General features: G+C 61.2%; 7 protein-coding genes and 2 rRNA genes. 8 read left to right on the top strand and 1 reads right to left on the bottom strand.

The window, feature by feature from the left end; all coding sequences use genetic code 11:
• The first annotated feature begins 17 nt into the window (after window positions 1-17).
• The 3 genes from cysS to glgX all read left to right on the top strand — a co-directional run bounded on the left by cysS (window position 18) and on the right by glgX (window position 4,639).
• Window positions 18-1,472: a cysteine--tRNA ligase gene (gene cysS / locus B384_RS0106795; protein ID WP_019482368.1), complete on the top strand. Its 1,455-nt coding sequence runs from the start codon at window positions 18-20 to the stop codon at window positions 1,470-1,472.
• A 92-nt stretch (window positions 1,473-1,564) separates the two neighbouring features.
• On the top strand, window positions 1,565-2,551 hold the full coding sequence (gene rlmB / locus B384_RS0106800; RefSeq protein ID WP_019482369.1) for a 23S rRNA (guanosine(2251)-2'-O)-methyltransferase RlmB: 987 nt from the start codon (window positions 1,565-1,567) through the stop codon (window positions 2,549-2,551).
• Window positions 2,552-2,578: 27 nt separating this feature from the next.
• A complete protein-coding gene (gene glgX / locus B384_RS0106805) occupies window positions 2,579-4,639 on the top strand; it encodes a glycogen debranching protein GlgX (RefSeq protein ID WP_019482370.1) in 2,061 nt (686 codons plus the stop codon).
• A gap of 103 nt (window positions 4,640-4,742) precedes the next feature.
• Here glgX and glgP read toward each other — a convergent pair whose 3' ends face one another.
• Window positions 4,743-7,355: an alpha-glucan family phosphorylase gene (glgP, locus tag B384_RS0106810; protein ID WP_024475702.1), complete on the bottom strand. Its 2,613-nt coding sequence runs from the start codon at window positions 7,353-7,355 to the stop codon at window positions 4,743-4,745.
• Window positions 7,356-7,533: 178 nt separating this feature from the next.
• Here glgP and B384_RS0106815 point away from each other — a divergent pair, with 178 nt between their 5' ends.
• The 5 genes from B384_RS0106815 (at window position 7,534) to B384_RS0106835 (ending at window position 20,747) form a co-directional block, all read left to right on the top strand.
• Window positions 7,534-9,591 (top strand): alpha-1,4-glucan--maltose-1-phosphate maltosyltransferase, encoded by a 2,058-nt coding sequence (locus B384_RS0106815; protein ID WP_050994870.1) that lies wholly within the window; start codon window positions 7,534-7,536, stop codon window positions 9,589-9,591.
• On the top strand, window positions 9,591-11,357 hold the full coding sequence (gene treS / locus B384_RS0106820; RefSeq protein ID WP_019482373.1) for a maltose alpha-D-glucosyltransferase: 1,767 nt from the start codon (window positions 9,591-9,593) through the stop codon (window positions 11,355-11,357). Before B384_RS0106815 ends, treS begins: the two co-directional genes overlap by 1 nt.
• Complete coding sequence (gene glgB / locus B384_RS0106825; RefSeq protein WP_019482374.1) at window positions 11,357-15,082, top strand: 1,4-alpha-glucan branching protein GlgB; 3,726 nt, start codon at window positions 11,357-11,359, stop codon at window positions 15,080-15,082. The genes treS and glgB overlap by 1 nt, the downstream gene beginning before the upstream one ends.
• Window positions 15,083-15,524: 442 nt before the next feature.
• Window positions 15,525-17,051: ribosomal RNA gene (locus B384_RS0106830) — 16S ribosomal RNA — on the top strand.
• A gap of 531 nt (window positions 17,052-17,582) precedes the next feature.
• Window positions 17,583-20,747: ribosomal RNA gene (locus B384_RS0106835) — 23S ribosomal RNA — on the top strand.
• The 16S and 23S rRNA genes sit together here, the layout of an rRNA operon.
• The last annotated feature ends 152 nt before the right edge of the window (window positions 20,748-20,899 follow it).

A 20,899-nucleotide genomic window follows, 5' to 3' on the forward strand; every position in this document is an offset into this window, starting at 1 on the left:
CCGGCTAATCTGGAGCGGTGAGCCTGAGATTCTATGACACCGCAACCGCCCAGACCCGCGACTTTGTCCCCGTCAAGCAGGGCGAGGTAGGGCTGTACTACTGCGGTGCCACAGTGCAGGGGATGCCCCACGTAGGACATATCCGGTCGGCGATCGCATTCGACCAGCTCTCCCGCTGGCTGACCGCGAGCGGCTACCGGGTCACCACGGTCCGCAACGTCACCGATATCGACGACAAGATCCTGGCCCGCGCCCAGGAATCCGAGCACGACGACGCCCTCCCGCCCCAGTTACGCGGCGAACAGTGGTGGGCGCTGGCGTACCGCTACGAACTGGAATTCCAGCGGGCGTACGACACCCTCGGGGTGCGCCGCCCGACCTACGAACCACGCGCCACCGGTCACATCCCCGAAATGCACTCGTTGATCCAGTTGCTGATCGATCGGGGTCATGCCTACCCGGCGAACGACGAGTCGGGCGACGTCTACTTCGACGTTCGATCCTGGAAAGGGTACGGCTCGCTGACCCGGCAGAACATCGACGACATGCAGAGCGCCACGGATGTCGAGCCTGAGTTCGTCAACCGGAAACGGGATCCGCGCGACTTCGCCCTGTGGAAGGGGTGGAAGGAAGGCGAGCCCGAAACCGCTGCCTGGCCCAGCCCCTGGGGACCCGGTCGGCCGGGCTGGCACCTTGAATGCTCAGCGATGGTCACCAAGTACCTGGGTACCGAGTTCGACATCCACGGCGGCGGCCTGGACCTGCGGTTCCCGCACCACGAAAACGAGATGGCCCAGTCGCAGGCCGCCGGCCACACGTTTGCCAGGTACTGGATGCACAACGGCATGGTCACTTTCGAGGGCGAGAAGATGTCCAAGTCGATCGGCAACACGGTGAGCCCGGCTGACATGCTCGAACTGGCCAGCCCCCGCGTGGTCAGGTACTACCTGGGGCAGGCGCACTACCGGTCGGTGCTCGACTACCGTCCCACCTCCCTGCAGGAAGCGGGCGCCGCCGTGGAGCGCATCGACGGGTTCCTGGCGAAGGCCGCCGCCCGGGAGTTCCCGAACGGGCTCGGGTTCGTTTCCCCCGGTGCACCGGAAGCCTTCAGCGCCGCAATGAACGACGACCTCAACGTGCCCCAGGCACTCGCGGTCCTCCACGACACCGTGAGGGCCGGTAACACTGCCCTGGCCGCCGGGGACAGCGAAGCCACCAGAACGGCGTTCGTCGATGTGATGACCATGACCGGAATTCTGGGACTCGACGATGTTCAGGACCCCGGCAAGGGCCCACGCAGTCCCGAGCACAAGGCGCTGGACACCCTCATCACATCGCAACTGCTGCAGCGAACGATTGCCCGCGAAACGAAGGACTGGGCGCAGGCCGACGCCATCCGCGACGCCCTCACCAGTGCTGGCATTGTCATCGAGGACACCGCCGACGGTGCCGCCTGGACCCTGAAAAACTGACCAATCGCTTCGTCTCCCGGGTGACGGTGAAGTCTGCGGCGTTCCCCGCGTAAACTGAGGTGACAAATCTTCTACCCAAAGGTGTTTTCCCCATGGCCACTCACGGACGTCCCGGCGCTGTGCGCAAGAGCAAGAAGGGCCCCTCGGGCGGAACCGGCGGCCTAGGACGCAAGGCGCTTGAGGGTAAAGGTCCCACCCCAAAAGCGGAGGACCGGCCTTACCATAAGGCTCACAAGAGCAAGCAGCTTGCCGAGCGCTCAGCAGCCAAGCACTCCGGCAGCCGCAATCCGGGGTCGGCCCGCAACGCACGCGGCAAGGGCACCGAGGAGATGGTCACCGGACGCAACGCCGTGGTCGAGTCGCTCCGCGCCGGCATCCCAGCCAAGGCATTGCACGTGGCCATCCGGATCGAGATGGACGAGCGCATCCGCGAATCGCTGAAGCTCGCCACCGAGCGCGGCATCCCGCTGATGGAAACCGGCAAGACCGAACTGGACCGGATGGCTGACGGATCAGTGCACCAGGGCATCATGCTCCAGATCCCACCCTACGAATACGCTGACGCAGTCGATCTGGCCACCGAGACCATCCAGAAATGGAAAAAGGGCCACATCAACAACGCACCGTTGTTCGTCGCCCTGGACGGCATCACCGACCCCCGCAACCTCGGCGCGATCATCAGGTCCCTCTCTGCGTTCAGCGGCCACGGCGTCATCGTTCCGGAGCGCCGCTCGGTGGGGATGACCGCATCAGCATGGAAGACCAGTGCTGGCGCCGCAGTGCGTGTGCCAGTGGCGAAGGCCGGAAACCTGAACTCAACCCTCAAGACGTTCAAAGAGAAGGGCATCTTTGTGTTGGGCCTCGACGGCGACGGCGACGTCTCCCTCCCGGATCTGACGCTTGGCCGCGAACCAGTGTGCCTGGTCGTCGGCTCCGAAGGTAAGGGCCTGTCACGGTTGGTGCGCGAGAACTGCGACCAGATCGTTTCAATCCCCATTGACTCGGCGATGGAATCGTTGAACGCCTCGATGGCTGTGGGCATCAGCCTGTACGAGATCTCGCGCCAGCGCTCCGCCTGACAGTCGCACGGACGGTATTCATAGATCATGAGCGTCTCCCTCGAAATCAGCCCTCCGTCCAGTGAGTTTCCCCTGGGCGTACACCGGTCCCGAGCGCCGCACAACCTGAACGTTGCGGTGTACGCGCCCGGCGTGTCAGCGCTTGCAGTGCACTTCCAGTCGCAGGACGGCAGCTGGCACGATGTCCCCCTGACCGATTACACCCACGGGGTGCACCACGGGGCAGTGGAGGGGCTCGCCGACTCTGTGAGATACGGTTTCTGGCCGGCCGGAACTGGCCAGCCGGAAACAGGTCAGCTGCTGCTGGATCCTTACGCCCGGGCCATCGACACCGTCGATACCGTCGATGGGCCGGTGTACTGGTCGGTCTACGTCGAGGACGGCGGATTCGACTGGGGTTCCTCGGCTCCACCGCGCACGCACTGGCGTGACACCGTGGTGTATGAGGCGCATGTCAAGGGGCTGACCCAGTTGCACCCAGACATTCCGGTCGAGCTCCGCGGCACCTATGCTGGCCTGGCACACCCGGTCATGATCGGCTACCTCAAGGCCCTAGGGATCACCGCAGTGGAACTGCTGCCGGTCCACTTCCATATCGACGAACCCCATCTGGGGCCCCTCGGGCTGACCAACTACTGGGGCTACAACACCCTCGGGTACTTCGCCCCGCACCCCTCCTACGCGACTGAGGCAGCCCGCAACGCCGGCCCACGGGCGGTCCAGGACGAGTTCAAGGGCATGGTCAAACTGCTCCACGAGGCTGGCCTCGAGGTCATCCTCGACGTGGTGTACAACCACACGGCCGAGGGTCCGCCAGACCTTCCGGCGCTGAGCTGGCGTGGACTGGGCGACGAGCAGTATTACCGGCACGGCGACCACGGCCGCTACCTGGACACCACGGGTTGCGGCAATACCCTGAATTTCGCGCACCCACGGGTCATCGCCCTGGCCCTGGACTCGTTGCGATACTGGGTGGAGGAATTCCACGTGGACGGATTTCGCTTCGACCTGGCAGTGTCGATGGCCCGGGACGAAACGCACACCTTCACCCCACGTCACCCCTTCCTGGTCGCTGTTGGCGCCGACCGCGCGCTGCGCGGTGTGAAGCTCATCGCCGAACCCTGGGATATTGGCATGGGCGGATGGCAGACCGGCAACTTCCCGCAGGGCTGGGCGGACTGGAATGACCGGTTCCGGGACACGGTCCGGGACTTCTGGCTCACCGACCAGGCCAGCCTGGCGGCGGGCGGCGCCGCCGGATCGGTGGCGCGCCTGGCTGGATGCCTGAGTGGATCGGCCGATGTGTTCGGGCCTTCAGGACGCACGTCCATTTCCAGCGTCAACCTGATCACCGCCCACGACGGGTTTACCCTCGCTGACCTCTCCTCGTACAGCCGCAAACACAATGAGGCCAACGGGGAGGAGAACCGTGACGGCCACAACGACAACCGCAGCTACAACCACGGCATGGAAGGCCCCACCGACCAGGAAGGCATCATTGCGGCGCGGGCCCAGACCTCCCGCAACCTGATGGCCACCCTCCTGTTGTCCCTCGGCGTCCCCATGATCACGGCCGGCGACGAGTTTGGGCGGTCCCAGCGCGGCAACAACAACGCCTACTGCCAGGACAACGAGCTGGCCTGGCTGCATTGGGGTCACGACGACGACGCACGCCACCTCCTCGACCACACGCGTTCCCTGCTCCGGATCCGTAAGGAGTTCCTGGCCCACCAGCCGCACAGCTATCCGGCCCGCGACGACAGCTCCTACCTGCACTGGTTCAACCCGGCCGGCACCACCATGACTGAGGAGCAGTGGCGTGACGAGGGTTCCCGGATCGTGCAGCTCCTCCTCGGCTCACCCAACGGCATCCTGGATGGCCTGGTGGTCATCAACGGCAGCAGGGATGACGCCAAGATCACCCTGCCAAGGCGGGAGTCACTCCAGGAGAGCGGGCTTCCCTCCATCACCAGGTTCGAGCTGCGCTACACCACCGCAGCGGACCAGGACCGTCGGCGCGGGGCGCAAATCGGCTCTGGGGAGACCGACGTCGTCCCCGCCAACTCGATCAGCGTCTACCGGGTCTAGCCGGCCACGCAAAAGCGGCAGCCACCCCAGGAAACTCTGGTGTGACTGCCGCTGATGCTAAGCAGGCGGTTAGCCTGCAAGCTGTGATTGCCCGAGCGGGCTGCTACGCGTTGGCGACCAGACCGAGCTCGGACTTCGACGCCAGGCTAACGTGCTTGGGCAGCACCCGCACCGTGTACCCGAAGGACCCCGAGTGGTCGATCGTGACGCCACCCGAGAACAGGTACCGTCCCGCGCCAAGGTTCTCGGACACGTCGAGGTCGGCCAGGGCCACCTCGCTGAGCTCGTCATTGTCCAGGGCCCGACCGTAAGCCACCTCGACGGCGACGTCGTCGGGGGATAGCGCGCCAAGCGAGACGTAGGCGTTGACCGTCAGCGGGTCCCCGATCTGTGGATCCTCGGCTACGCCAACCGAATCTACGTGCTCCACCTGGACAGCCGACCAACCGTCGTTGATCCGTGAACGCCAGGCGGCGGTGTGCTTGGCCGCCGTGTAGTCCGACTCAGCCGCCAGGCAACCGGCACGCCAGGCGGGCTGGTACAGGTGGCTGACGTAGTCCTGCAGCATCCGCTCAGCGGATACGGCCGGGCCAAGGTTGGCCATGGTGTGCTTGATCATGGCCACCCACTGGTGTGGCACCCCATCATGGGACAGCTCAGACGGTCCGGCAGCGCCGGCGCCCTCCGAACGCACCGTGCTGTAGAACCGGGGAGCCACCTGCTCCTCAAGAAGGTCATACAGGGCCGAGGCTTCAATGTCGTCGCGTTCCTCGGGGGACGCGTCGTTGTTCGCCGTGGGGATGGCCCAGCCGTTGTCGCCGTCGTACATTTCATCCCACCAGCCGTCAAGAACCGACAGGTTAAGGCCGCCGTTGATGGCCGACTTCATGCCCGACGTGCCGCAGGCCTCCAGCGGACGCAACGGGTTGTTCAACCAGACATCGCAGCCGGGGAACAGGGTGCGTGCCATGGCGATGTCGTAGTTCGGGAGGAACACGATCCGGTGCCGTACCTCCGGGTCGTCAGTGAACCGGACCAGATCCTGGATCATCCGCTTGCCCTGCTCATCAGCCGGGTGGGACTTGCCAGCGATGACCAGCTGGATGGGGTTGTCCGGGTGAAGCAGCAAGGCCTTGAGTCGAGCCGGGTCCCTGAGCATCAAGGTCAACCGCTTGTACGTGGGTACCCGGCGGGCAAAACCAATGGTCAGCACGTCAGGATCGAGTACGTTGTTGGTCCATGCCAGCTCGGCGTCGGCCGCGCCACGCTTCTTCCAGGAGGAGCGGAGCCGCTGACGGACGTCGTCGATCAGGTTCGAGCGCAGGCGGCGGCGGAGCGCCCAGATATCGGAGTCTTCCACGTCGTACACCTTGGACCACTGGGGATCCAGGACCGACTCGGCGCCGAAACGGTCCCGGGCGAAGTCTGCGATCAGCGGGTCAACCCAGGTGGGCACGTGCACACCGTTGGTGACCGACGAGATGGGGACCTCACTGGTGTCGAATCCTGGCCACAGCCCGGAGAACATGCCACGGGAGACCACGCCATGCAGTTTGGCGACGCCATTGGCGCGCTGTGCCAGGCGCAGGCCCATTACCGCCATGTTGAACTTGTTCGGATCGCCGTCAACGTAGTTCTCGGCCCCAAGGGTGAGGACCTTCGCCGTCGGAACCGACGGTGCCAGACCGGCGTCGAAGAAGTGCTCAATCTGGGATTTCTCGAACCGGTCGATTCCCGCGGGGACCGGGGTGTGCGTGGTGAACACCGTGCAGGACCGGCCCGCGGTGAGCGCTTCCTCCCAGCTCATCGGCGACGCGCTCGAGGGATCCATCAGTTCACGGATGCGCTCGATGCCGAGGAACCCGGCGTGACCCTCATTGGTGTGGAACACCTCGGGGGCCGGAGTGCCGGTCAGCCGTTCAAAGATACGCAGCGCTTTCACGCCACCCATGCCCAGCAGAAGTTCCTGCTGCAGACGCTGGTCGCCACCGCCGCCGTACAGCCGGTCGGTGACATTGCGGGCGGCCTCGTCATTGCCCGCGACATTGGAGTCAAGGAGCAGAAGCGGAACGCGGCCGATGTCGGCCCGCCAGATGTGGGCGATCAGCTGGCGTCCAGCGGGAAGCGGCAAGACTACCTTCGCCGGGGTGCCGTCCTCCTCGCGGAGCAGGGTCAACGGCAGGCCGTCAGGATCGAGGACCGGGTAGGTTTCCTGCTGCCACGCATCGCGGGACAGCGACTGCTTGAAGTAGCCGGCCTGGTAAAGGAGTCCGACGCCGATCAGGGGGACACCAAGATCCGAGGCTGCTTTGAGGTGGTCGCCGGCGAGGATGCCGAGGCCACCTGAGTACTGGGGGAGGACGGCGCTGATGCCGTACTCGGGGGAGAAATAGGCGATGGACCGGGGCGCGTCGGCGCCGAGCGACTGGTACCAGCGGGGTTCGGAAAGGTACTGGTCCAGGTCGTCGCCGAGTTCCTGGATCCTCGCGACGAGACGCTCGTTGTCGGCGAGTTGGCTGAGCTGCTCACGGGTCACCGAGCCGAGGAAAGCGACGGGGTCCTGGCCGCTTGCCTCCCAGGCTGCTGGGTCAAGATCGTGGAATAAGCGGGTGGTCGGAAGATGCCACGACCAGCGCAAGTTGCCTGCCAGCTTGCCCAACGGGGCGATGCTTTCAGGGAGGACGGTACGGACTGTAAATCTGCGGATTGCCTTCACCCGGGAAAGGCTAGCGTATTTTTCCCGGCGTAGGACCGCTGGAGGGTTCCGATGAGAGCAAGTGAGAGTAAACGTTTGCGTTGACGCCCAACTCGACTGCAAAAAGCACTGATGTTACGTCCGCGCGCCTTAGCAATCTGGGCAAATACTCGCTAACGTCTAACGTGTGACGACTTCAATAGAGCCACCACGTAAGGGACGCACCGCCAGGAAGCCGATAGACAGGGCTGATCTGCGGTACGGACGAATTCCAATTACCAATATTTCTCCGGTTGTCGATGGTGGGGCCTTCCCCTCCAAAGCGATCCCTGGATCAGATATTGCGGTGGGCGCTACAGTCTTCCGGGAAGGGCACGACCAGCTTGGGGTATCAGCGGTCCTGCTCTCCGGTAAAGGCAAGGAAGTCCAGCGGGTGCGCTTGGCGCCGGTGGGCCAGGGGCTGGACCGGTATGAAGGTCTCCTCCGCCCCCCAGCTGTCGGCAACTACACCTTCGTCATCGAAGGGTGGGGTGACCTGTACGGCACCTGGCACCACAACGCTGAGGTGAAGATCGCGGCTGGAGTCGACGTCGAGCTGATGCTCGCCGAGGGCGCAGCCCTGTTCACTAACGCTGCGACGACCCGTAAGAGGAAGGACGCGGTGGTCTTCACCGAGGCCGCACGGGTCCTCGCCGACACTGAGCTCCCGATCGACGAGCGGCTTGCCGCAGGTGAGTCGGCGGCTATCCTCGCGGCCATCAGCCGGGAGCCCCTGCGTGACCTGGTGACCGTATCCCAGCCTTATCCGATCAAGGTCGAACGCGAACTTGCGGGACGTGCATCCTGGTACGAGTTCTTCCCCCGGTCCGAAGGCGCCACCTACGAGCCGGGGTCGGGCGCGTGGACCTCCGGCACCTTCGTCACCGCAGCCGACCGGCTACCCGCGGTCGCTGACATGGGATTCGACGTCGTCTACCTCCCGCCCATCCACCCGATCGGGCGCACCCACCGTAAGGGGCCCAACAACACACTGACGGCTGGCCCCGAGGACCCGGGGTCGCCCTGGGCTATCGGCGCCGCTGAAGGTGGCCACGACGCGATCCACCCCGACCTCGGCACCTTCGATGACTTCGACGTCTTCGTGGCGCGGGCCAACGAACTGAACCTTGAAATTGCGCTGGACCTGGCGCTTCAGGCTTCCCCTGACCATCCCTGGGTCACTTCACACCCAGAATGGTTCACCACCCGGGTGGATGGGTCGATTGCCTACGCGGAGAACCCTCCGAAGAAGTACCAGGACATCTACCCGATCAACTTCGACAACGATCCCGATGGCCTCTCCCGCGAAGTCCTCAGGATCGTCCTGCTGTGGATCAGCCACGGGGTGAAGATTTTCCGCGTCGACAACCCGCACACCAAACCGGTGGTGTTCTGGGAATGGCTGATCCGCGAAGTCAACCGGAAGCATCCCGACGTCGTTTTCCTCGCCGAGGCTTTCACCCGCCCGCCGATGATGCACGCCCTGGGCCGTGCCGGCTTCCAGCAGTCCTACACCTACTTCACCTGGCGCAACACCAAAACTGAGCTCGAAGAGTATTTCACCGAAGTCAGTAAGGTCAGCGCGCCATATTTCCGCCCCAACTTTTTCGTCAACACCCCCGATATCCTCACCGAGTTCCTTCAGTACGGCGGACCTGCGGGCTTCAAGATCCGGGCGGCCCTGGCAGCGATGGCCAGCCCACTCTGGGGTGTCTACGCCGGATACGAACTGTTTGAACACGTGGCCAGGCCCGGTGCCGAGGAGTCGATCGACAACGAGAAATTCGAGTATCGACCCCGCGACTTCAAGCGCGCCGAAGCCGAAGGCAGGAGTCTGGCGCCGTACCTCACCAGGCTGAACCACATCCGACGGGACCACCCGGCGTTGGGCGATCTCGAGAACCTGACCATTCACCACAGCTCGGACACGGAAACCCTGGTGTTCTCCAAGCACAAGGAGAACGTCGGCGGCGACAGTACAGTCAAAGACACCATCATCGTGGTGGTGAATCTTGACCCGCACGGGGCCAGGGAAAGTACAGTCTCCCTGAACCTCGATGCGCTGTCCCTCGATCCCGAGGACTGCAATGAGGACGGTACCTTCTGGGTGGACGATCTCATCACCGGCCAGAGTTGGGTCTGGGGCACCCACAACTACGTCAGGCTGGATCCGCATGTGGAACCAGCACACATCCTTTACCTCAGGAGGAAGCCCTAGTGGCCAACCCGTTTCAACTCAACGCACCCGGTCTCGCGCATGACCCACACTGGTACCGCAAGGCCGTATTTTACGAAGTTCTGGTGCGCGGGTTCGCGGATGCGAACGGCGATGGCTCTGGCGATTTCTCCGGACTGATCGACAAACTGGATTATCTGCAGTGGCTTGGCGTCGATTGCCTGTGGCTGCCACCGTTCTTCAAGTCGCCCCTGCGCGACGGTGGCTACGACATCGCCGACTACTACAACGTCCTCGATGAGTTCGGCACCATCAGTGATTTCAAGCGTCTGGTCGCCGAGGCACACGCCCGCGGCGTCCGCGTCATCATCGACCTGCCGCTGAACCACACCTCGGACAAGCACCACTGGTTCGAGGAGTCCCGAAACGACCCCGACGGCCCCTACGGCGACTTCTACGTCTGGAGCGACACCGACGAGAAGTACGAGGACGCGCGGATCATCTTCGTGGATACCGAGGAGTCCAACTGGACCTTCGACCCCGTCCGCCGGCAGTTCTTCTGGCACCGGTTCTTCTCCCACCAGCCGGACCTGAACTTCGAAAACCCCAAGGTTATCGAAGCGCTCTTCGACGTGGTGAAGTTCTGGCTGGACCAGGGCATTGATGGTTTCCGCGCGGATGCCATCCCTTACCTCTTCGAGGAGGAAGGGACCAACTGCGAGAACCTGCCGCAGACCCACGCCTTCCTCAAGGACCTGCGCACCATGGTCGACGAGAACTATCCCGGCCGGATCATCGTCGCCGAAGCAAACCAGCTGCCCGAGGAGGTTGTCGAGTACTTCGGCGACGCCGAGGGGCCGGAATGCCACATGTGCTTCCACTTCCCGATCATGCCCAAGCTCTTCTACGCCCTGCGGGACCAGAAGGCCGGACCAATCATCGAGACGATGGCCGAAACGCCGAACATTCCCGCTGGCGCCCAGTGGGGTACCTTCCTCAGGAATCATGACGAGCTCACCCTCGAAATGGTCACCAACGAGGAACGCGAAGCGATGCTCGGTTGGTACGCGCCGGACTCAAGGATGCGTGCCAACGTCGGTATCCGCCGTCGTCTGTCGCCGCTCCTGGACAACTCGCGGGCCGAAGTTGAACTGATTCACGCACTGCTGCTGTCCCTGCCTGGCAGCCCGTTCCTCTACTACGGGGATGAAATCGGGATGGGCGACAACATCTGGCTTGAGGATCGTGACGCGTCGCGGACCCCCATGCAATGGAACCCCGACCGTAACGCCGGGTTCTCGACGGCTGACCCCGGGAAGCTCTACCTCCCCGTCGTCCAGTCGCTGGTCTACCACTACAACCACGTCAACGTTGAGGCACAGCTGGCCAGTTCAAGCTCGCTGCTGCACTGGATGCGCCAGATGCTTGCAGTGCGCCGGACCCGCCCGGCCTTCGGCCTGGGTTCGTACCGCAACGTGCCCACCGAAGCTGAGTCGGTGCTGGCCTTCATCCGTGAGGTGGAGGTCGATAATGCCGAAGGCGAGCAGCCAGAGGTGCTGTTGTGCGTGTTCAACCTGTCGCAACACCCGGTTGCCGCGCAGCTGAACCTGCCGGAATATGCCGGACGGGGTCTGCGGGACCTCTTCGGTGGCACGCCGTTCCCGACCTTCGGCGACGACGGTGCACTCACCCTGACGCTCGGAAGCCACGATTTCTACTGGCTCCGTCTCCGCTCAGCCAGCTCAAACACTGCTTCACCGCTTACTGAAGCCCTGCCAATAATTCAAGCCCCGGAGGCCGTAAAGTAATGCCCAAACTGACGCCGACCTTTCCAGAACTCCTCACTTCATGGCTACCGAATCAGCGGTGGTTCCCTGCCAGAGGCCGCGAGTTTGAACTTCGAAGGGTCGGCGGCATCCGGCTGGAGGATCCAGCCGGTGCGGTGGGCCTTGACGTTCACCTGATTGCCGTCGATTCCGGCCACCGGAGGGACATCGTCCAGATCCCGTTGAGCTACCGCGACGCACCCTTGAAAGGCGCGGAAGATGCGCTGATCGGCGAGGCGGAGCACACCGAATTGGGGCACCGCTGGATCTACGACGCCACCCATGACCCGGTATTCGTGACGGCCTGGGTTGAATTGATGCGCTCGGGCGGTGTCACCGAGGACGGCCGGACCAGGGGTTACCCGATGGAATCGTTCGCCTCGGCTAAACGGTTCGACAAGCCACTTCCGCTGACCGTTCTCAAGGGCGAACAATCAAACACCTCTGTCGTGGTGCGTACGCCGGCCGGCTCGATGATCGTGAAATTCTTCCGGGTGCTGGCACCGGGGGAAAGCCCCGACGTTCAGGTCAGCGCCAAGCTCACCGATGCCGGATCCGTCGATGTGCCCACCACGTTCGGGTGGGTCACCGGCAGCTGGGAGGACACGGGAGCCGGGGAGAAGCAGTGGTTGACCGGTCACCTCAGCGTCCTGCGGGATTTCATCGACAACAGCACCGACGCCTGGCGGACCGCCTCGGTTGCGGCCGCTTCGAACACCGATTTCACTGCGGAGGCGTCCGAACTGGGCCGGGTGACCGGGCGTATCCACGCGCAGTTGGCCGCTGCGTTCGGAAGCCGGGCAGCAAGCGACGTCGAACGCGGCGAATTCATCGAGACCCTGGTGCAGCGCATCGAATGGGCCTGGCAGGAAGCACACGACGTCGTCGGGCCGCTCGAGTCCGAGGTGGCCAAGGTTATTGAGCGGGTCCGCAAGGTGAAGACGCTCCCCGATCTTCAGCGCATCCACGCCGACTACCATCTGGGACAGGTTCTCAACGCACCTGACGGGTCTTGGCTGGTGCTCGACTTTGAGGGCGAACCACTGCGTCCCGCCGCGGAGCGCAGCGTCCCCGATGTGGTGCTGCGCGACGTCGTCGGGATGATGCGTTCGCTCGAGTATGCCGGTGCGGCAGCAGCCCATGGCAACGACGCCGCGACCGCCGACGCCGACCAGTGGACCGCAGCCGCGGGTGCCGCTTTCGCGGCTGGTTACCAGGACCAGACCGGGACGCTGGTTGACCCAGCAGATCCGCTCTTCCTCGCACTGTGGCTGGATAAGGCCCTGTACGAAGTGGTCTACGAGCTACGCAACCGGCCGGACTGGGTCGACATCCCGGTCCGTGACGTGCGCCGCGCCCTGACCGGGTCCACCAGCGCCACGCAGGAAACGCCATCATCTGCCGTTTCGCCGCCGCTAACCGCGGGGCCCGTGGACCCGGTAGTGGCCGTCGACGCCGTCGTTGGTTCTGATCCAGTCTTTAGTTCTGACACGGTCGCCGGTACGGACGCCGTCACCACTTCACCGGGGCGGATCGAACATTCAATTGACATCCTGCAACCAGTGTCGGAGGGCCGCTACCACCAGCCGCATGCTGTGCTGGGCGCACACCTCGACGGGCACGGGCTGGTCACTATCCGCACCCTCCGACGTCTCGCGCAGCGCGTCACCGTGGTGACCGGCAGCGGTCGCGTCGAATTGGAGCATGAACACAACGGCATCTGGGTTGGCACCCTTGCAGCGGAGATCGCCGGGCACGTCCCGGACTACCGCCTCGAAGTGACGTACGACGGTGAGCCGCAGATTGTCGATGATCCGTACCGGTTCCTCCCCACGCTGGGCGAAATCGACATGCACCTCCTGGCGGAGGGGCGGCACGAAACGCTGTGGACTGCGCTCGGCGCCCACGTCCGCCACTACACATCCGTGCTGGGCGACATCAATGGCGTCAGCTTCGCCGTTTGGGCGCCCAATGCCCAGGCCGTTCGCGTCAAAGCGGACTTCAATGGGTGGGACGGCTCAATCAACGCGATGCGTGCGCTGGGCAGTTCGGGGTTCTGGGAGATCTTCATTCCCGGGGCTGTCGCGGGGTCACGGTACAAGTTCGAGATCCTCGGCAGCGACGGGCATTGGCGTGAGAAGGCCGACCCGATGGCCCGCGGTACTGAAATCCCGCCCCTCACCGGCTCGCGTGTGGTCGAGTCGAGGTACACCTTCCAGGACGATGAATGGATGACCGCGCGGGCGGCAGCAGATCCGCACAACGGTCCCATGAGCGTCTACGAGGTGCACCTTGGTTCCTGGCGGGTGGGTCTTGACTACCGGGAATTGGCCGAGCAGCTCACCGAGTATGTTCAGTGGCAGGGCTTCACCCACGTTGAAATGATGCCTGTCGCCGAACACCCCTTCGGTGGCTCCTGGGGTTACCAGGTGACCTCGTACTATGCGCCGACGTCGCGCTTCGGTCACCCCGACGACTTCAAGTATCTGGTGGATAAACTGCACCAGGCCGGGATCGGCGTCATCATGGACTGGGTTCCAGCGCACTTCCCCAAGGATGAGTTCGCGTTGGCGAAGTTCGACGGCGGGACCCTTTACGAGCACGGCGATCCCTTCCTTGGGGAGCACCCCGATTGGGGAACCCTGATCTTCGACTTCGGTCGTCGTGAAGTACGGAACTTCCTGGTCGCCAATGCCCTCTACTGGCTAGAGGAATTCCACATTGACGGGCTGCGCGTGGACGCCGTCGCATCGATGCTCTATTTGGACTACTCACGCGAAGAAGGCCAATGGACGCCGAACCGTCTGGGCGGCAGGGAAAACCTTGAAGCGATTGATTTCCTTCAGGAGGTCAATGCAACCGCCTACAAGCGGGTGCCTGGTGTCGTGATGATTGCCGAGGAATCGACGTCCTTCCCCGGGGTTACCCGCGCCACCAGCGGAGGCGGCCTCGGATTCGGGCTGAAGTGGAACATGGGCTGGATGAATGACTCGTTGGAGTACATGGCTGAAGACCCGGTCAACCGTGGCTACCACCACGGCAAGGCCACCTTCTCCATGGTGTATGCCTACACCGAGAACTTCCTGCTGCCGATCAGCCATGACGAAGTTGTGCACGGTAAGGGATCGCTGCTGCGGAAGATGCCGGGTGACCGGTGGCAGCAGCTCGCCAGCGTACGCGCCTACCTGGCGTTCCAGTGGGCGCACCCCGGTAAGCAGCTGATCTTCATGGGCACTGAGTACGCCCAGGAATCTGAATGGTCGGAGCAGTACGGTCTCGACTGGTGGCTTTCGGACACCCCTGCGCACAAGGGCGTCCAACATTTGGTGCGGTCCCTGAACGGGATCTATCGAAACACGCCGGCGCTATATGTCCGGGACAACGATCCGTCGGGGTTCCAGTGGATTGATGAGAACGACGGCGCCCGCAACACCCTGTCCTTCATCCGCTGGGATGGCCAAGGCAATCCGCTGGTTTGCATTGCTAACTTCGCCGGAGCGCCCCATGAAGGATTCAGGGTGGGGCTGCCCTGGTCGGGGGACTGGGAAGAGGTGCTCAACACGGATGCTGAAGAGTTTGGCGGTTCAGGTGTTGGCAACCTTGGCGGAGTAACAGCTGTCGAAGGACCATGCAGCGGGCAGCCTGCTTATGCTGACCTGCGGGTTCCACCGTTGGGCGTCGTGTATTTGGCTCCAAAAAAGCCTTAGATCCGCGCGGGGCCGGGCATTTTGCACCCGGCCCCGAGGGCGATTTACAACTTCGGCAGAAGGGTGCTAGAGTTTATATCCGCGCTGGTCGAGGGAATTGACCGGCTGACAACCACCAGAACTACGGTTCGTCTCTAGCGCAGTATGGCTCAGGGATTGGAAGATCAGCCGATTTGACCTGAAAATGATCAGCCGGTAAGTTTGAAAAGTTGCTCCGGAGCGATGATGGAACTGTTTGGTTCTGTTTGGTGCCGGGTGTGTCTGTTGTTTGAGAACTCAATAGTGTGCCATGTTTGTTGATACCGATTGTTTTATTGATTGGTTGAATTTGGCTGCATGATGCTACCTCGGTGGTGTTGTGTGGTTGTTTTTGGCTGGTTTCGAATTTTGCGCGTGCCTGTTTACTGGTTTTTCCTGGTGGTGGGTGCGTGTCTGTAATGCATTTACGGAGAGTTTGATCCTGGCTCAGGATGAACGCTGGCGGCGTGCTTAACACATGCAAGTCGAACGATGATCCCAGCTTGCTGGGGGATTAGTGGCGAACGGGTGAGTAACACGTGAGTAACCTGCCCTTGACTCTGGGATAAGCCTGGGAAACCGGGTCTAATACTGGATATGACCTTCTGGCGCATGCCATGTTGGTGGAAAGCTTTATTGCGGTTTTGGATGGACTCGCGGCCTATCAGCTTGTTGGTGGGGTAATGGCCTACCAAGGCGACGACGGGTAGCCGGCCTGAGAGGGTGGACGGCCACACTGGGACTGAGACACGGCCCAGACTCCTACGGGAGGCAGCAGTGGGGAATATTGCACAATGGGCGCAAGCCTGATGCAGCGACGCCGCGTGGGGGATGAAGGCCTTCGGGTTGTAAACCTCTTTCAGTAGGGAAGAAGCGAAAGTGACGGTACCTGCAGAAGAAGCGCCGGCTAACTACGTGCCAGCAGCCGCGGTAATACGTAGGGCGCAAGCGTTATCCGGAATTATTGGGCGTAAAGAGCTCGTAGGCGGTTTGTCGCGTCTGCCGTGAAAGTCCGGGGCTTAACTCCGGATCTGCGGTGGGTACGGGCAGACTAGAGTGATGTAGGGGAGACTGGAATTCCTGGTGTAGCGGTGAAATGCGCAGATATCAGGAGGAACACCGATGGCGAAGGCAGGTCTCTGGGCATTAACTGACGCTGAGGAGCGAAAGCATGGGGAGCGAACAGGATTAGATACCCTGGTAGTCCATGCCGTAAACGTTGGGCACTAGGTGTGGGGGACATTCCACGTTTTCCGCGCCGTAGCTAACGCATTAAGTGCCCCGCCTGGGGAGTACGGCCGCAAGGCTAAAACTCAAAGGAATTGACGGGGGCCCGCACAAGCGGCGGAGCATGCGGATTAATTCGATGCAACGCGAAGAACCTTACCAAGGCTTGACATGAACTGGAACAGCGCAGAGATGTGTTGGCCGCTTGCGGCCGGTTTACAGGTGGTGCATGGTTGTCGTCAGCTCGTGTCGTGAGATGTTGGGTTAAGTCCCGCAACGAGCGCAACCCTCGTTCTATGTTGCCAGCGCGTTATGGCGGGGACTCATAGGAGACTGCCGGGGTCAACTCGGAGGAAGGTGGGGACGACGTCAAATCATCATGCCCCTTATGTCTTGGGCTTCACGCATGCTACAATGGCCGGTACAAAGGGTTGCGATACTGTGAGGTGGAGCTAATCCCAAAAAGCCGGTCTCAGTTCGGATTGAGGTCTGCAACTCGACCTCATGAAGTCGGAGTCGCTAGTAATCGCAGATCAGCAACGCTGCGGTGAATACGTTCCCGGGCCTTGTACACACCGCCCGTCAAGTCACGAAAGTTGGTAACACCCGAAGCCGGTGGCCTAACCCCCTTGTGGGGAGGGAGCTGTCGAAGGTGGGACCGGCGATTGGGACTAAGTCGTAACAAGGTAGCCGTACCGGAAGGTGCGGCTGGATCACCTCCTTTCTAAGGAGCACCTCGAATGACGCGCCGATCCTGTGTGGTTGGTGTGGGGTTCGTAGGAGTATGGCCTATTGCGCGGGCGTTTGTTCCGCGGTGGGCTGCTCAAGGGTGGAATATCAATGGATAGGTGCCTGGTGGCGCTGGCTGGTTGCAGAGTACGATCGCCTTTTGGTGGTGTGGAAATGGTTCTGGTTGGTGGTGATTGGGTTATCGTATGGCACACTGTTGGGTCCTGAAATAACAGGGCTCTGATTGTCGTGGACAAGTGTTCTGCTGGTTTGGTGCGTCGTTGTGGCGTGTCGGGTTGGTGGGGTGTTGTTTGTGGGGGTTGGGGTGCTGGGGTTTCTGGTTTTTCCCTGCCATGGCAGCGGGATCCTCGTGTTTGGGGGTTTTGGTTGGTGGTGTGGGGTTGTTGGTTGAGAACTGCATAGTGGACGAGAGCATCTTAAAAATAAGAAGCAATTTCAAAAAATCTTGGTTTCAGACTTTTAGTTTGATGCCATGGTTTTCTCGATATGTTTTTTGATCTTTTGTGGTCAAGTTTTTAAGGGCACACGGTGGATGCCTTGGCATCAAGAGCCGAAGAAGGACGTGGGAATCTGCGATAAGCCTGGGGGAGTCGATAACCGGACTGTGAGCCCAGGATTTCCGAATGGGGAAACCCCGCCTGGCCAGCGATGGACCGGGTGACCCGCATCTGAACACATAGGGTGCGTGGAGGGAACGTGGGGAAGTGAAACATCTCAGTACCCACAGGAAGAGAAAACAATAGTGATTCCGTTAGTAGTGGCGAGCGAACGCGGATGAGGCTAAACCAGTGGTGTGTGATAGCCGGCGGGCGTTGCATCACTGGGGTTGCGGGACTTTCCGTTCTGATTCTGCCGGATCAGTGAAATGAGTGCAGGCGTATAGGTGAACGGTCTTGAAAGGCCGGCCGGAGAGGGTGTAAGTCCCGTAACCGTAATGCGTGCTGCCGTTTGGAGAGTATCCCAAGTAGTACGGGGCCCGAGAAATCCCGTGCGAATCTGCCAGGACCACCTGGTAAGCCTAAATACTCCTTGATGACCGATAGCGGACAAGTACCGTGAGGGAAAGGTGAAAAGTACCCCGGGAGGGGAGTGAAACAGTACCTGAAACCGTGTGCCTACAATCCGTCAGAGCGTTGCCATCCTTTCGGGGGTGGTGGTGTGATGGCGTGCCTTTTGAAGAATGAGCCTGCGAGTTAGTGTTACGTCGCGAGGTTAACCCGTGTGGGGAAGCCGTAGCGAAAGCGAGTCTGAATAGGGCGAGTGAGTGGCGTGATCTAGACCCGAAGCGAAGTGATCTACCCATGGCCAGGTTGAAGCGACGGTAAGACGTCGTGGAGGACCGAACCCACTTCAGTTGAAAATGGAGGGGATGAGCTGTGGGTAGGGGTGAAAGGCCAATCAAACTTCGTGATAGCTGGTTCTCCCCGAAATGCATTTAGGTGCAGCGTTGCGTGTTTCTTACCGGAGGTAGAGCTACTGGATGGCTAATGGGCCCTACAAGGTTACTGACGTCAGCCAAACTCCGAATGCCGGTAAGTGAGAGCGCAGCAGTGAGACTGTGGGGGATAAGCTTCATAGTCGAGAGGGAAACAGCCCAGACCACCAACTAAGGCCCCTAAGCGTGTGCTAAGTGGGAAAGGATGTGGAGTTGCGAAGACAACCAGGAGGTTGGCTTAGAAGCAGCCATCCTTGAAAGAGTGCGTAATAGCTCACTGGTCAAGTGATTCCGCGCCGACAATGTAGCGGGGCTCAAGTACACCGCCGAAGTTGTGGATTTCAGATATTAGCTAAGCCGGAGACTTGTTCTCCTGAGTTCAGGCGTCTGGAGTGGTAGGGGAGCGTCGTGTGGGCGGTGAAGTCGCGGTGTAAACCAGCGGTGGAGCCTACACGAGTGAGAATGCAGGCATGAGTAGCGAAAGACGGGTGAGAAACCCGTCCGCCGAATGATCAAGGGTTCCAGGGTCAAGCTAATCTGCCCTGGGTAAGTCGGGACCTAAGGCGAGGCCGACAGGCGTAGTCGATGGACAACGGGTTGATATTCCCGTACCGGCGAAAAACCGCCCATACTGAGCAGGGGATACTAACCGCCCAATACCTGACTGCCCACCCTTCGGGGTGACGTGGTTTTTGGTGGAGCGCGGGACCTGATCCTGGGAGGTAAGCGTATTAACAGGTGTGACGCAGGAAGGTAGCCGGGCCGGGCGATGGTTGCCCCGGTCTAAGGATGTAGGAGGGACCATAGGCAAATCCGTGGTCCTGGTTTGGATACCGTCTCTGAGACCCGATGGGCCCCGTTATGCGGGGATCCGGTGATCCTATGCTGCCTAGAAAAGCATCGGCGCGAGGTTTTAGCCGCCCGTACCCCAAACCGACACAGGTGATCAGGTAGAGAATACTAAGGCGATCGAGAGAATTATGGTTAAGGAACTCGGCAAAATGCCCCCGTAACTTCGGGAGAAGGGGGGCCTCACCCGTGACCAACACTTGCTGTTGTGAGCGTTGTGGGGCCGCAGAGACCAGGGGGAAGCGACTGTTTACTAAAAACACAGGTCCGTGCGAAGTCGCAAGACGATGTATACGGACTGACTCCTGCCCGGTGCTGGAAGGTTAAGAGGACCGGTTAGTGCCCTTCGGGGTGCGAAGCTGGGAATTTAAGCCCCAGTAAACGGCGGTGGTAACTATAACCATCCTAAGGTAGCGAAATTCCTTGTCGGGTAAGTTCCGACCTGCACGAATGGAGTAACGACTTCCCCGCTGTCTCAACCATAAGCTCGGCGAAATTGCACTACGAGTAAAGATGCTCGTTACGCGCAGCAGGACGGAAAGACCCCGAGACCTTCACTATAGTTTGGTATTGGTGTTCGGTGTGGCTTGTGTAGGATAGGTGGGAGACTGTGAACCCTGGACGCTAGTTCAGGGGGAGTCATCGTTGAAATACCACTCTGGTCATACTGGATATCTAACTTCGGCCCGTAATCCGGGTCAGGGACAGTGCCTGATGGGTAGTTTAACTGGGGCGGTTGCCTCCTAAAAAGTAACGGAGGCGCCCAAAGGTTCCCTCAGCCTGGTTGGCAATCAGGTGTCGAGTGTAAGTGCACAAGGGAGCTTGACTGTGAGAGAGACATCTCAAGCAGGGACGAAAGTCGGGACTAGTGATCCGGCGGTACATTGTGGAATGGCCGTCGCTCAACGGATAAAAGGTACCTCGGGGATAACAGGCTGATCTTGCCCAAGAGTCCATATCGACGGCATGGTTTGGCACCTCGATGTCGGCTCGTCGCATCCTGGGGCTGGAGTAGGTCCCAAGGGTTGGGCTGTTCGCCCATTAAAGCGGTACGCGAGCTGGGTTTAGAACGTCGTGAGACAGTTCGGTCCCTATCCGCTGCGCGCGCAGGAAATTTGAGAAGGGCTGTCCTTAGTACGAGAGGACCGGGACGGACGAACCTCTGGTGTGTCAGTTGTACTGCCAAGTGCACCGCTGATTAGCTACGTTCGGATGGGATAACCGCTGAAAGCATCTAAGCGGGAAGCCTGCTTCGAGATGAGATTTCCATACACATTTGTGTGAGAGGCCCCCAGCCAGACCACTGGGTTGATAGGCCGGACGTGGAAGCAAGGACTAACGACTTGTGAAGCTGACCGGTACTAATAAGCCGATAACTTACACCACACACACCACCCGTGAACGGCATCAAAAGACGTTCACACCAAGGATGGTGTAAAGATATGCTGCTTTCGTCCACTATGCGGTTCCCAACCAACAACAGGAACCAAAAAACACAACACAATACAGGTATATACTGTTCAAGTTGTAACCAAAAA

This window comes from Arthrobacter sp. TB 23, from assembly GCF_000294595.1.
GTDB lineage: Bacteria > Actinomycetota > Actinomycetes > Actinomycetales > Micrococcaceae > Arthrobacter_D.

Excerpts from the sequence above, each read along its gene's own strand:
- rlmB (WP_019482369.1), top strand. The coding sequence starts at position 1,565 with ATGGCCACTCACGGACGTCCCGGCGCTGTGCGCAAGAGCAAGAAGGGC.
- glgX (WP_019482370.1), top strand. The coding sequence starts at position 2,579 with ATGAGCGTCTCCCTCGAAATCAGCCCTCCGTCCAGTGAGTTTCCCCTG.
- glgB (WP_019482374.1), top strand. The coding sequence starts at position 11,357 with ATGCCCAAACTGACGCCGACCTTTCCAGAACTCCTCACTTCATGGCTA.